Raw genomic sequence first — 13,706 nt, 5'->3', positions numbered from 1 at the left:
CATGGCAAAGATACTGGTCGTGGATGACGAGCCGTTCAATCTCGACATCGTGGCTGAATACCTGGACGGGATGGATTTCGAGCTGGTGATGGTCGAGTCCGGCGAGGCCGCGTGGGCCGAGCTGGAACAGCCCGATTCCACCTTCGATCTGGTCCTGCTCGACCGCATGATGCCGGGCATGGACGGCATTCAGGTGCTCACCCGCATGAAGGCCGACCAGCGCCTGCACTCGATCCCGGTGATCATGCAGACGGCGGCCACCTCGCCCGAGCAGATCCGTGAAGGCCTGGCCGCCGGCGCCTTCTACTACCTCACCAAGCCCTTCGAGGGCGAGGCCCTGCAGACCATCATCCGCTCGGCCCTCGACGACATGCGGACCCGCCGGGAGTTGAGCGCCAACCTGGCCGATCACGCGGTGGCGCTGGGTTTCCTGGGCGAGGGCGAGTTCGTCATCCGCACCCTCGACGAAGCCCACAAGCTCGCCTCCTTCGTGGCGCTCCTCGGCCCGCAGCCGGAAACCCTGGCGATGGGCCTGTCCGAGCTGCTGGTCAATGGCATCGAGCACGGCAACCTGGGCATCGACTTTGCCGAAAAGAGCCGGCTGCGCGAGGCCGACCGCTGGGAAGACGAAGTGGATCGCCGGCTCGCGCTGCCCGAGAACCAGAAGCGGGTGGTGCGGCTGCGCGTCCTGCGTGATGAGGACCGCTGGGTGTTCGAGATCTCCGACGATGGCCCGGGCTTCGACTGGCGGCGCTTCCTCGATTTCGACCCGGAGCGGGCCTTCGCGCCCAATGGCCGGGGCATCGCCCTGTCGCGCCAGCTGTCGTTCTCGAGCCTGACCTACATTCCGCCCGGCAACGTGGTCATCGTGACCGTGCCCCGGGTGCACCGCGACAAGGCGGCCAGCCAGTAATGGCCCCGACGAACCGGAATCCGGCATGCCGCGAGGCGTGCCCCCGATCGAACTTCCAGGCGGCGGCGAGCGTCCGCTGCCTGCCAACGGTAGAGTGCTGCTGATGGCTGAAAATCCACTCCGGGTGCTCGTCGCAGACGACATTGCATCCAACCGAACCATCGTGGGGGCTTTCCTCGCCCACCTGAACTGCACGCCCATCTACGCCACCGATGGCGTCGAGGCGGTCGAGCTGTTCCGCATGGAATCCCCCGATGTGGTCCTGATGGACCTGATGATGCCGCGCATGGATGGCTTCGAGGCCATCAAGCAGATCCGCGCGATGGCCGACGACCACTGGGTGCCGATCATCATCCTGTCGGCCCTGTCGGGCGAGGGCGACATCGTGCATGGCCTCGAGATCGGTGCCGACGACTATCTGGCCAAGCCCTTGTCGTTCCCGGTGTTTGCCGCCCGCTTCAAGGCCCTGCGCCGGCTGCTCGACATGCAGCGCCGGCTCGCCGGATCGCTGGAGCAGGTGCGCGCAGTGGCCAACGGCGTGATCGACGGGATCATCTCGGCGGATGAGAAGGGCACGATCCTCTCCGTCAATCGTTCTGCCACCCAGATCTTCGGCTACACCGCCAACGAGCTGGTCGGCCAGAACCTGCGGATGCTGATGCCCAACCCCCACCGGGACAAGCACGACGAATACCTTGGCCGCTACCTGAGCACCGGCGAGAAGCACGTGGTCGGCCAGATCCGCGAGCTCTCCGGCGTGCGCAAGGACGGCACCGAGTTTCCGCTGGAGCTGGGGGTCTCCGACATCACCCTGCCCAACCGCCGGATGTTCATCGGCGTGGTGCGCGATGTCTCCGAGATGCGCCGCATCCAGCGCCAGCTGGCCGAGGACGCGGCGCGGCTGCAGCGCTACCACGACGAATCCGAGCGCGAGCAGGAGCTCGCCATGGCGATCATGGAGCGCCAGGTGCGCAGTGACTGGCTGCGCGACGGCGCCGTGCAGTACGCGGTGATGCCGGCGCGCAACTTCTCCGGCGACGTGGTGGCCGTGGCCCGCTCGCCCCAGGGCGCGCTCTACGCCATGCTGGCCGACGCTACCGGTCACGGCCTGGCGGCGGCGGTGAGCGTGCTGCCGGCCCTCGGCGCCTTCTACCGGGGCGCCGCGGCCAACCAGTCACTCACCGAACTGGTGACCGAACTCAACGGCCTGCTGTGCGGCCTGCTGCCCAAGGGGCGTTTCGTGGCCGCATCGCTGGTGCGCCTCGAGGCGGGCACCCACAAGGGCCAGATCTGGGTGGGCGGCGTGCCCGACGTGCTGCGCATCGACGACGGCGGCAAGGTGGTGCAGCGCTTCATCTCCCGCCAGCTCCCGCTGGGCATCCTCCCTTCCGAAGAAGCGGGGATCAGCCACGAGGAGTTCGTCTGGAGCGAGGTGTCGCAGATCGTGCTGTGTTCCGACGGCCTCACCGAGGCGGAGAACGCCAGCGGCGAAGCCTTCGGGATGCGTGGCCTGGAGGCGACGCTGCAGGGCTCGCCGCGCAGTGGTCGGGTCAGCCGGTTGCGTCAGGCGCTCACCCGTCACCTGGGGCGCCAGGCCGCCGGTGACGACGTCTCGGTGCTGATCCTCGACTGCGCCGTGTAAGCCCCCGCCGTCGGGCGGCGCAGCGCAGGGCCGAAGCTGGCGTGCTTTTTGCTGAGGTAAGTCGGTACTCTTTAAGGTCCGAATTCCCATGCTACGAGTGCTGGTTGTCGATTCCTCCCGCGAGCGCGCCGCCGACGTCTGTTCGGCCATCGCGCTGGCCGGTCATCAGGTGGCGGCCGTGCTTTCCAGTGCCCTGGAGCTGTCCGATCAGGTGCTGAACACCAAGCCCGACGTGATCTTCATTCAGGCCGATTCCCCCAGCCGGGACACCCTGGAACACCTCGCGATCATGAACCGGGACTGCCCGCGCCCGGTGCTGCTGTTCTCCCAGGATGCCGATTCCGAGATGATCCGCCGCGCCGTGAAGGCCGGCGTGTCGTCGTATGTCGTTGATTCCGTGTCACCTGCGCGCCTGGACGCGGTGGTCGAGGTGGCCATCGCCCAGTTCGAAGCCTTCCAGCACATGCGCGCCGAGCGCGACGACGCCACCCGCAAGCTCTCCGAGCGGATCACCATCGACCGGGCCAAGGGCGTGCTGATGAAAGCCCGCGGCCTCGACGAGAACGCGGCCTATCACGCGCTGCGCAAACTGGCGATGGAGCGGGGCCGCAAGCTGGCCGACGTGGCCCAGGACGTGATCGACATGTCTAACCTTTTGCTGTGACGTAATCCGAAAGTGGTAGTTGCCCCGCGGGCGGGGCCTTGATTCGGGGCGGAGGCGCGTTGGCGGCTCTGCCCCGAATCCCTTTGAAACGCCCGCCGCGCCCAGGAGGCTGCCGTGCGTTGCGGCCGGATGATCCGGCGTGGTGCGAAACCGGCGGGTGTTGCACTGCAACAGTGCATCAGAAAGGGGTGATTCAACTACCCAAAAGGGGGTAGGAATTCACCCAAAACAATCTTTGTTATACAAATCAATGAATTAAAAATACTGGCACGGTCCTCGCTAAATGTTGGTTGTCGGACCAACGGCGGCCCGACTTGATCAGGCGATCTCACTTGGACAAGGGCGTCCATCCCCTCGCGGGTTATTGCGGGGAGATGTGGCGCCCGTTTTTTTTTGAATTTTCGATTTCACGATCAGGGGCGAGCGATGAGCAAGCAATTCGACGACAAGTTTCTTTCCCGCCGCGGCTTTCTCAAGGCTGGGGCTGGCCTCGGAGGTATGGCGGCAATGGGCACGATGATTCCTGCGGGTGGTGTGTGGGCTGCCGGTTCGGACAAGCCGGAGATCGAGGAGGTGAAGATCGGCTTCATCCCGCTGACCGACTGTTCGTCGGTGGTGATGGCCTCGGTGATGGGCTTCGACAAGAAGTACGGCATCAAGATCACCCCCAGCAAGGAAGCCTCCTGGGCCGGCGTGCGCGACAAGCTCGCCAACGGCGAACTCCACGCCGCCCACGTGCTGTACGGCCTGGTGTATGGCCTGCACCTGGGCATCGGCGGCCCCAAGAAAGACATGGCCGTGCTCATGACCCTCAACAACAACGGCCAGGCCATCACCCTCTCCAACGGCCTCAAGGACAAGGGCGCGGTGGATGGTGCCTCCCTCGCCAAGGTGATCGCGAAGAAGGAAAAGGAATACACCTTCGCCCAGACCTTCCCCACCGGCACCCACGCCATGTGGCTGTACTACTGGCTGGCCGCCCACGACATCGACCCGTTCAAGGACGTGAAGAACATCGTCGTGCCGCCCCCGCAGATGGTCGCCAACATGCGCGTCGGCAACATGGACGGCTACTGCGTGGGCGAACCCTGGAACCAGCGCGCCATCGTCGACAAGATCGGCTTTACGGCCGTGACCACCCAGGACATCTGGACCGACCACCCCGAGAAGGTGCTGGGTTCCACCGCCGAATTTGCGGCCAAGTACCCCAACACCGCCCGGGCGATGATCTGCGCGATCCTCGAAGCCTCCAAGTGGATCGACGCCAGCGCCGCCAACCGCTCGAAGACCGCCGAGACGGTGGCCGCCAAGAGCTACGTGAATACCGACGTGGATGTGATCCGCAGCCGGATGATTGGCCAGTACGAAAACGGCCTGGGCAAGAGCTGGTCCGAAAAGAACTACATGAAGTTCTACAACGACGGCCAGGTGAACTACCCCTACCTGTCGGACGGCATGTGGTTCCTCACCCAGCACAAGCGCTGGGGCCTCCTCAAGCAGGACGTGGATTACCTCGCCGTGGCCAAGGCCATCAACAAGACCGAGCTCTACAAGCAGGCCGCCAGCATCGTCGGCGCGCCGGTGCCCAAGTCGGACTTCCGCACCTCCAAGCTCATCGACGGCGTGGTGTGGGACGGCAAGGACCCGAAGAAGTACGCCGCCAGCTTCAAGATCAAGGCCTGACCGGCGGGCGGGCCGGCACCACCGGCCCGCCACCCCAAACCCCGATTCAATCCCGCACGCAACCCGACAGGCTCACCCGCCGTCACGAAGATCACGGAGATCACCATGACCACTGCATCGCTAACGTCCGGCCTCGTTGCCGTCCGGCCCGAAGCCGAGTCTGCCCCGGTCGTCCGGGGTGAAGTCACCAAGACAGAGGATTCCAAGATGGGCGCCACGACCCACACCGACAAAGCCGCCGCCGCGCCCGCCAAGGCAGACGATTCCGTCTCCTTCGGCACCCACCTGGGCAACTTCGTCCGCAAGGTCATCCCGCCGCTGCTCGGTTTCGCGCTGGTGATCGGCGTGTGGGCGCTGGTGTCGATGAAATCCGCCGACTTCCCCGGCCCCGGCAAAACCTGGGACGCCGCCGTCGTGCTGTTCTCCGACCCCTTCTACAGCAACGGCCCCAACGACCAGGGCATCGGCTGGAACATCCTGTCGTCTCTCAAGCGCGTCGCCATCGGCTTCGGCGTGGCCGCGCTGGTGGGCATCCCGCTGGGCTTCATCATCGGCCGCTTCGCCTTCATGAACAGCATGCTCGAGCCGATCATCAGCATCCTGCGTCCGGTCTCGCCGCTGGCCTGGCTGCCCATCGGGCTGATGGTCTTCAAGGCCGCCGACCCGGCCTCGACATGGACGATCTTCATCTGCTCCATCTGGCCGATGATCCTCAACACCGCCCAGGGCGTGCAGCGCGTGCCGCAGGATTACCTCAACGTGGCGCGGGTGCTCAACCTCTCCGAGTTCAAGATCATCACCAAGATTTTGTTCCCCTCGGTGCTGCCCTACATGCTCACCGGCATCCGCCTGTCCATCGGCACCGCCTGGCTGGTGATCGTCGCGGCCGAAATGCTCACCGGCGGCGTCGGCATCGGCTTCTGGGTGTGGGACGAATGGAACAACCTCAAGGTCGAGCACATCATCATCGCCATCTTCGTGATCGGCATCGTCGGCCTCCTGCTCGAACAACTCCTGCTGCTGATCGCCCGCCGCTTCAGCTACGGCGCCAACTGATCCCCACCCGAGGAGAAATCAAATGAACGCCATCGTCAAAGTCGAAAACGTCGGCATGAGCTTCGACACCAAGAAAGGCCGCTTCATCGCCCTGCAGAACGTCAATCTGCAGATCAAAAAGGGCGAAGTCGTCTCGCTCATCGGCCACTCGGGCTGCGGCAAATCCACGCTGCTCAACCTCATCGCCGGCCTCACCCTGCCCACCTCGGGCGTGATGCTGTGCAACGGCCGCGAGATCGCCGGCCCCGGCCCCGAGCGGGCGGTGGTCTTCCAGAACCACTCGCTCCTGCCCTGGCTCAACTGCTTCGAGAACGTCTACCTCGCCGTCGAGCGCGTGTTCGGCACCAAGGAAGGCAAGGAAAAGCTCAAGGCCCGCACCAACGAAGCCCTCGAGATGGTGCACATGAGCCACGCCGCCCAGAAACTGCCCCACGAAATCTCCGGCGGCATGAAGCAGCGCATCGGCATCGCCCGCGCCTTTGCGATGGAGCCCCAGATCCTGCTGATGGACGAACCCTTCGGCGCCCTCGACGCGCTCACCCGCGCCTCGCTGCAGGACGAACTCATCGGCGTGATGGAAAAGACCGGCGCCACCGTGGTGATGGTCACCCACGACGTGGATGAAGCCGTGCTCCTCTCCGACCGCGTCGTGATGATGACCAACGGCCCCGCCGCCACCATCGGCGAGATCCTCGAAGTGAAGCTCCCCAAACCCCGCGACCGCCTCGCCCTGGCCCACGACCCCCACTTCGTCGAATGCCGCGCGGCGATTCTGGAGTTTTTGTATCAGAAGCAGATGAAGAAGGCGGCTTGAGGGGGGCGGGCTTTTTCGGCCTGATGCAAGCCATGCAACCAAGCACAACGCCGGCCCGTAGGGCCGGCGTTGTTGCGTTTACACGCTGGGCATTACGGCGATGGTATCGGGCTCGAACGGCTGTGAACGACAAACTAATCGGAAGGCATTGCGCAATGCCTCCACGGCTTCAAACGAAGCCGGCACGGGCCGACGACGATCCGTCACGAGAGTGAAGAAGAGGGGGATCCGAGAACGATGGTGCGTCGAGAGCATATTGAAGGTGTTGAGTTACGCTGCGCTAACCCGATCTACTCGGAATGGAATTCATGAGAGTTGCATTGCTGAATGCATCTTGATCTCATACGTAACGTCCGGGCGTCTCGGAGTAATGACTTCGTCGAACACTTCTTGGATGAACGGAGCGACCCAATACTGCGAATCTTCCTCTGGCTCCATACCGCACTCTAGGGCATCCAGATGATCACTGGACATCATGTAATGGTCGTTTAAATAAAAGATGTAGCCGATGTGCTGGATGAATATATCTCTTGCGTCCTCAGAAAATCGATCAAGCCACCAGTCGCGATCTTTTATGTGCACTCTGTCGTCATTTAGCATCGCATGCCGAAAAAAATTGTAATGGGTGTGATCGTTGCACCTCTCACGAAGGTGTTTGTATCGGTCATCTACGCCAAACACAGCGGTGATCGGTTTGAGTGTTGGGGAGGCTTTGATGTATCGAGACATCACCCGGTACTCCGGCAGTGTTTCCTTTCCCTGAAGCCAATTAGTGATCTTCTGAACGACGAAGTTTTCGATGCTGAAATTATCGTGGAGGTAGAGGTTCGAGTAGACGTTGATTATCGTCGAGTCGTAGTACTTCCTTAGTAACGCGTATGCGTCATTGATCCGCCCCGCAAGCAGAATTGTTTTTATTGAGTCAATCGTGCCTTGAATCGAGGAGTAGACGTAGGTGTCGATATTGCCGATTGCCTTGGTACCCAAGGTAGCGAAGGAGAATACCGACGTCGCAAGGTGCTCATAAAATTTCATGTATTGCTGAAGTTCAGCGAATACACGATGTTCCTGGTATGCCTTGTCGGTGACCTGCACTGGAGACGCCTCGCTTAGATTGATGTCCTACGTTAACTGTCGGGCGCAGTGCGGGTCGGAAATCGAGACAAACGCCTGCGTGAGCGGCATCAAGGACCGATGACCTTTAGTATCAGCGCTGCCAGTAGCGAGGTTGCGCCCAGGAAGAATGTGCAGATCATGACGTTGTAACTGATGTACGCGTTCTCATACCAACCTTCTGGTAGCGGACGTTTCTCCAGTGGAAGCCCGGAACGTTGCTCCAACCTTCCAACGGCAAGTGCTTGATACACAATGGCGCCCAGCACCGCGATCAGAAAAAAGGCGGAGGCCATGACAAGAACCAAGTTCGGCCAGAAGTATTTCGCGTCACCTGCGACAAATACCGAGACTGCTAAAGCAGCAGTGGCAGTTTGCGAGTAGGACTTGGCTGCATCGATGTAAAAAGCAACGATATGCGCATCTCGTTCGTATTGGTCTTTTGCCACGGTGCATCCTTGGTGGGTTACTGACGCATAACGTGAAATGGAAGACAAATGTTGCGTCCCGTAGGGTAGAAGGCAGTCGTCTACCCCACGGATTTGCTCTAACCAACTGTTTTAATCAAGCAGTGCAGGATCCATTGCGTCAGGCTGTCGCCAATCCTCCTGCCGTCCTCCAGCACTGTATGCCGTAGCAATCTACCGCGCGTCGCTTCCGGTCGCAAGCATGTCGTCTGCCTGCTTCGGTGGATCGGATGACATTGGGCGAAAGAAGGAACACAGCCCGAAAGCCCCACAGCACTCCCGGGCCTTACCTCAACCCATCAACCCTTGTCAGCAGCCTTGGCGCTGCGCTTGGGGCGGCTGCGTTCGGATTTCTTCTTCATCCCCAGTGCGGCGATCTGGTCGGAGTCGGGGCCGAAGAGGACGACGGCTTCGTCTTTTACGCCCATCGCGATCTTGTGGACGGCGTTGCGGTCGGTGAGGAGGGCGCTGCGGGCGGCGGCGAGGGTGTTCTCGGCGAGGATGACGGCGGTTTCCGATTTGTCGAGTTGCTCGAGCGCGACCGTGGCGGATTCCAGGCTGTAGGCGGGGTTGTGCGGGGTGTAGCCGTCGATGCCCGAGAGGGCGCGGATCAGTTCGATGTCGTTCTTGAGTTGCTGCGGGGAGATGCGGGGGATAGCGCCGGTGGTCATGTTTCCTCCTGGGTGACGGCTTGCCGGATGGCGTTATAAAAATGTCATGATATCCAAAACAATGCCATCGGGGAATGTTGTATGAGTTTGATGGCGGCAGGCGCGGGTTGTGTGGAGGAGGATGAAGCCGATGCGTGGGGTGGGCGAGGGATGGTCAGGGCGGCGGGAGGCGTGCGCAATGCGTGCGTGAAGGTGTTGCCGCGTGGCGGGAGGTGTTTCGAGGGGGTAGGTCGGGTTAGCGCAGCGTAACCCGACATTCCACGGGCGGATTGGGGGCATGCGCCGCGCGGGGTTCGACCGTATCGAATGCGGTTTCGATGTTTCCCGAGCGGGTTGGGCGGGGGCGTTGTCGGGCTACGCTGCGCTAACCCGATCTAGCTTCTGCGCGGGGTGTGATTGCTTCTCGCAGGGCTGAGAGAAGCATTCGCAGGCCTGCGAGAAGCAATCGCAGGCGTGTGTGAAGGATTCGCAGGGCTGAGAGAAGCAATCTCAGGGGTGCGTGAAGCAATCTCAGGGCTGTGAGAAGCAAACTCAGGGGTGAGAGAAGCAATCTCAGGCCTGCGTGAAGGATTCGCAGCCTTGCGAGAAGGATTCACCGCCCTGGTTGTAGGTCGGACTTCAGTCCGACACGCGGTCTGCACCCCCGTTGTCGGACTGAAGTCCGACCTACAGGGGGGTGCGGCTTATTTGAGGGGGAAACCGCGGGCGTTGAGGGCTTCGACCAGCCGGTCGCGGCCGGTGAGGGCGGCGGCGTCGCGGATGCGCTTGGCGGAGTGGTTGGACCAGGTGCCGCGGACCTTCATGCCCTGGCTGGCGTAGAAGGCGGTCATGGCGCCGTCGTATTCGGCGAGGCCGGCGGCCTGGGCCGGGAGGGAGTAGGTCTCGTGGTGCAGCACCACGGACTGCGGCGGGCGCGGTTTGACGGCCGCCGGCTGGGCGGGGTCGGGCGTGCCAACGCACAAACCGAACACTGCCACGGTGCGGGGCGGGAGCTGCAGCTCGGCGGCCACGGCTTCGGGCTGGTTGCGGATGCCGCCGATGTAGACGGTGCCGAGGCCGAGGGATTCGGCGGCGGTCACGGCGTTCTGGGCGGCCAGGGAGGCGTCGATGAAGCCCACTTGCAGCATCTCGAGGTAATCCAGCGCGGCGTGGGCTTCGCCTGCGGTGGTGGCGACCTGTTCGAGCCGGGCGAGATCGGCCAGCCAGACGAGGAAGAGGGGGGCTTGGCGGATGTGGGGCTGGTCGCCGGCCATGATGGAGAGGCGCGCCTTGCGCTCGGGGTCGCGCACCGCGACGACGCTCCAGGCGTGCAGGTTGGAGGAGCTGGCGGCGGACTGGGCGGCGGCCACGATGGCGGCCAGCTGGTCATCCGAGACCGGATCGGGCAGGTAGGCGCGCACCGAGCGGTGGGCCAGCAGGTGGTCGATGATCGGCGAGCCGGCGGCGGGGACGGCTGGTTCGGGCGAGCCGTAGCGGGCCTGGTAGAGGGCCTGTTGGTTGGGGGTGGGGGCGTTCATGGCGTTCCTGACGTGTGACCCGGCAGGGGCGGGACGCCGCCTGCCGTCAAGTCCGTGATTTTAGCGCCAGGAACGCCGGGGGGATCAGCCCTCGCGGGTGCGGCGGCTGCGGGCGGGGGGTGCCACTTCGACCTTCTCGGCCGGGTCGGCGTCGCCGGCGAGGGCTTCGGACACCTGCCGCACCTGCTCCTCGACCATGTCGGTGCTCTGGGCGGCGGCATCGGCGAGGCCGTTGAAGCCGGATTCGGCCTGACGCAGGGCTTCGCGGGCGTGGTCGATCAGGGCTTCGCCGGTGGCGTCGGCGGAGAGGGCCGCGCGGTCCATCTGACGCTGCAGCACGGTGTCGAACACGGCCACCTGATCCTTGGCCATCTGCAGCAGGGCCTGCTGGGCGTCGCCGAAGATCTCGAAGCATTCGCTCACCAGCCCGGCGGATTCGCCGCGCCATTCGGCGAGGCGTTCGAGGGGCAGGGTGTCGAAGCGGAAGCTGCGCGCTTCGGCGAGCTCTTCGAGCTGGTCGCGGCCTTCGTCCAGGGCCAGGCGTCCGGCGCGCAGGGCGAGCTCGGACAGCCGCTCGGTGGCCTCGACCCAGGCGCGGGAGGCGGCGTGCAGGTTGTCGATGGTGTGGATGCGGGTGTGCTGGATGTCGCTGGGCGAGATGTACATGGCTGTCTCCGGATGGGTGGGAGGGACGGCCAGCTTAGGCCGCCCCCGTTGCAGCCGGATGACATCGGCGCGCGCTGCTCAGGGCGTGAGGCGCTCCATCATGCGCACCAGATCGGGGATGGAGGCGGCGCCCATCTTGCGCATCACGTTGTGGCGATGGACCTTGACGGTCATCTCGGTGACGCCCAGCTCGGCCGCGGCCTGCTTGTTGAGGGCGCCCTTGATGACGTAGGCGATCACCTCCTTCTCGCGCGCCGTGAGGGACGCGTATTTGCGCCGGATCTCGTCCACCTCGCCGTGCTCCTTGCGGGCGGCGCGGGCGCGGGTGAGGGCGGTGTCGATGGCGCCGAGCAGGTCTTCGTCGCGGAAGGGTTTGGGCAGGAACTCGGCCGCGCCTTCCTTCATCGCCCGCACCGCCATGGGGATGTCGCCGTGGGCGGTGATGAAGATGATGGGGATGTCGTCGCCGGCGCGGGCGAGGGTCTGCTGCAGCTCGGTGCCGGTCATGCCCGGCATGCGCACGTCGAGCACCAGGCAGGCCACGCCGGGCTCGCGCGGAGCGGCGAGGAAATCCGCCGCCGACGGATAGGTGCGCACCGCCAGCCCCACCGAACGCAGCAGGCTGCTGAGGGCTTCGCGCACCGAGAGGTCGTCGTCGACGACGTGGACGAGGTCGGGCTGGGTCATGGAAATCCGGTTTGGCATCGCTTGACGATAAAGTCTGCAGGTCGGACTTCAGTCCGACACCCCATGTTGATCCTGCGCCGGGCTTGTCGGACTGAAGTCCGACCTACAGGGGGGCTATCGACCAATGGGGGCTTTTTCTCTGGCGTCATGGGTGTAGGCGGGTGGTGTTCAGGCATCGGGGAGGGTGAACACGAAGCACGCGCCGCCGGGTTGGGTGCGGTCGAGCCACAGGCGGCCGCCGTGGTTCTCGATGATCGAGCGGCTGATGGCGAGGCCCATGCCCAGCCCGTCGGGCTTGGTGGAGAAGAAGGCGTCGAAGAGCTTCGCCTCGCTCTCGGGGCGGATGCCGGGGCCGCTGTCGTGCACCGCGATGCGCACGCCGCCGGTGGGTTCGGCGCTAACAATGATCGCCAGCGCGCGGGCGCCGGCGGGCGTGTCGCGCAGGGCATCCACCGCATTGACGATGAGGTTGAGGATCACCTGCTGCAACTGCACCGCGTCGGCGGTGAAGGCCGGCGGCGGGTCGGGCAGCTGGACGCGCACCTGCACGCCGTTGTCGGTGAGCATGGCCTGGAGCATCTGCAGCAGCTCGTCCAGCAGGCGGGCGATGTCGATGCCCTCGCGGCGGAGCTCGCCGGCCCGCAGGAACTTGCGGATGCGCGCGATCACCTCGCCGGCCAGGGTGGCGTCGCGATTGACCCGGTGCAGCGCGGCGGCCACCTCGTCGAGGTTGGGCGTGGCCAGTGACAGCCAGCGCAGGGCGGCCTGGCTGTTGGTGATGACGGCGGCGAGGGGTTGATTCACCTCGTGGGCGATGGAGGCCACCAGCTCGCCCATCGCGGTGAAGCGCGACACCCGGGCGAGTTCGGCCCGGGTGGCGGCGAGGGAGCGTTCGGCCTCCATCCGCGAGGTGATGTCCTCGACGATCACGGCCAGCATCGGGCCGTCCTCGGCCATCGCCGGGATGCGCGAGGCGGACACGTTGGCCCACAGGTAGCCGCCGCCGCGCCGCTCGTAGCGCTTTTGCGTGTGGTAGGCCGGCAGCTCGCCATCGACAAGGCCGTGCACGTTGCGCGCGGTGGTGGCGCGCTCGGAGGCCTCGGTGATGGCGATCAGCGACACGCCGGCGATGTCGTCGGGCCCGTAGCCGAGCATGTGCTGCAGGGCCGGGTTGGCGGAGAGGATGCGGCCGTCCCGGTCGGCCAGCGCGATGCCGACGGCGGTGTTCTCGTAGAGCCCGAGCCAGCGGCGGTCGGCCACCTGCAGGGCGGTGAAGCTGCGCTGCAGGGATTTGCGGCTCTCCACGAGCCCGGCGGTGAGCTCCCAGATGTCCGAGGCCTGGGTCTGCAGCTCTTTCTGCAGGATGTCGACGGTGCGCTTGACGGTGACGAGGTTGTGCACCCGGGCGCGTAGCTCCTGGGGCGAGAAGGGTTTGGTGAGGTAGTCCTGGGCGAGCTCTTCGAGCAGCCGTTCGCGCAGCGCGTCGTCGGCGCGGGCCGAGAGCACCAGCGCCGGCACGTTGGGGAAGTCCGGCCGGCTGCGCAGGGTGCGCAGAAAGGTCTCGCCGTCGCAGCGGGGCATCATCAGGTCGGTGACGATGAGGTCCGGCGGGTCGGCGAGGGCCGCTTTGATCCCGTCGTCGCCGTCTTCCTCGAGGGTGACGTTGTATTCGTCCACCAGCACGTCGTGGAGGAAGTGGCGCAGGTCCGGGTTGTCCTCCACCACCAGCACCCGCGGCTGGCCGGGGCGGAAGGCCGGCGTCGGGGCGAGCTCGGGCGCGTGGAGGGCCGGCGCGGCGGCGTCGGCGGGCAGG

At 64.7% G+C, this 13,706-nt stretch carries 13 protein-coding genes; 6 read left to right on the top strand and 7 right to left on the bottom strand.

The features are described 5' to 3' along the window. The first annotated feature begins 1 nt into the window (after position 1). From QQK25_RS06370 to QQK25_RS06345, 6 genes are all read left to right on the top strand, one after another. Positions 2–913, top strand: coding sequence for an ATP-binding response regulator (locus QQK25_RS06370; RefSeq protein ID WP_153160026.1), 912 nt, complete (start codon positions 2–4; stop codon positions 911–913). Positions 914–1,016: 103 nt separating this feature from the next. Beyond that, positions 1,017–2,555, top strand: coding sequence for a SpoIIE family protein phosphatase (locus QQK25_RS06365; protein ID WP_284187179.1), 1,539 nt, complete (start codon positions 1,017–1,019; stop codon positions 2,553–2,555). An 88-nt stretch (positions 2,556–2,643) separates the two neighbouring features. Then, on the top strand, positions 2,644–3,219 hold the full coding sequence (locus QQK25_RS06360) for an ANTAR domain-containing response regulator (protein ID WP_153160028.1): 576 nt from the start codon (positions 2,644–2,646) through the stop codon (positions 3,217–3,219). Between the two features lie 426 nt (positions 3,220–3,645). Then, the gene (locus QQK25_RS06355; RefSeq protein WP_284187178.1) at positions 3,646–4,902 is read left to right on the top strand and encodes a CmpA/NrtA family ABC transporter substrate-binding protein; all 1,257 of its coding nucleotides are present in this window, start codon (positions 3,646–3,648) and stop codon (positions 4,900–4,902) included. 105 nt (positions 4,903–5,007) lie between these two features. Further along, on the top strand, positions 5,008–5,958 hold the full coding sequence (gene ntrB / locus QQK25_RS06350) for a nitrate ABC transporter permease (RefSeq protein ID WP_284187177.1): 951 nt from the start codon (positions 5,008–5,010) through the stop codon (positions 5,956–5,958). A gap of 22 nt (positions 5,959–5,980) precedes the next feature. Further along, positions 5,981–6,772: an ABC transporter ATP-binding protein gene (locus QQK25_RS06345; RefSeq protein WP_284187176.1), complete on the top strand. Its 792-nt coding sequence runs from the start codon at positions 5,981–5,983 to the stop codon at positions 6,770–6,772. Positions 6,773–7,078: 306 nt separating this feature from the next. Here QQK25_RS06345 and QQK25_RS06340 read toward each other — a convergent pair whose 3' ends face one another. The 7 genes from QQK25_RS06340 to QQK25_RS06310 form a co-directional block, all read right to left on the bottom strand. Next, on the bottom strand, positions 7,079–7,867 hold the full coding sequence (locus QQK25_RS06340; RefSeq protein ID WP_284187175.1) for a hypothetical protein: 789 nt from the start codon (positions 7,865–7,867) through the stop codon (positions 7,079–7,081). Positions 7,868–7,956: 89 nt separating this feature from the next. Further along, complete coding sequence (locus QQK25_RS06335) at positions 7,957–8,334, bottom strand: hypothetical protein (protein WP_284187174.1); 378 nt, start codon at positions 8,332–8,334, stop codon at positions 7,957–7,959. Between the two features lie 317 nt (positions 8,335–8,651). Further along, a complete protein-coding gene (locus QQK25_RS06330; protein ID WP_284187173.1) occupies positions 8,652–9,023 on the bottom strand; it encodes a hypothetical protein in 372 nt (123 codons plus the stop codon). 683 nt (positions 9,024–9,706) lie between these two features. Beyond that, on the bottom strand, positions 9,707–10,540 hold the full coding sequence (locus QQK25_RS06325) for an NADPH-dependent oxidoreductase (protein ID WP_284187172.1): 834 nt from the start codon (positions 10,538–10,540) through the stop codon (positions 9,707–9,709). A gap of 84 nt (positions 10,541–10,624) precedes the next feature. Further along, positions 10,625–11,206 carry a hypothetical protein gene (locus QQK25_RS06320; RefSeq protein ID WP_284187171.1) on the bottom strand — a complete coding sequence of 194 codons (582 nt, stop codon included), beginning with the start codon at positions 11,204–11,206 and terminating at the stop codon, positions 10,625–10,627. A 78-nt stretch (positions 11,207–11,284) separates the two neighbouring features. Continuing rightward, entirely contained in the window at positions 11,285–11,893 is a 609-nt protein-coding gene (locus tag QQK25_RS06315; protein ID WP_284187170.1) for a response regulator transcription factor, read from the bottom strand. Between the two features lie 168 nt (positions 11,894–12,061). Beyond that, on the bottom strand, positions 12,062–13,706 hold a 1,645-nt coding region (locus tag QQK25_RS06310), incomplete at its 5' end, for an ATP-binding protein (RefSeq protein ID WP_284187169.1).

The organism is Zoogloea oryzae (assembly GCF_030161255.1).
Taxonomy (GTDB): domain Bacteria; phylum Pseudomonadota; class Gammaproteobacteria; order Burkholderiales; family Rhodocyclaceae; genus Zoogloea; species Zoogloea oryzae.
This window is presented reverse-complemented; position numbering and strand designations above follow the sequence as displayed.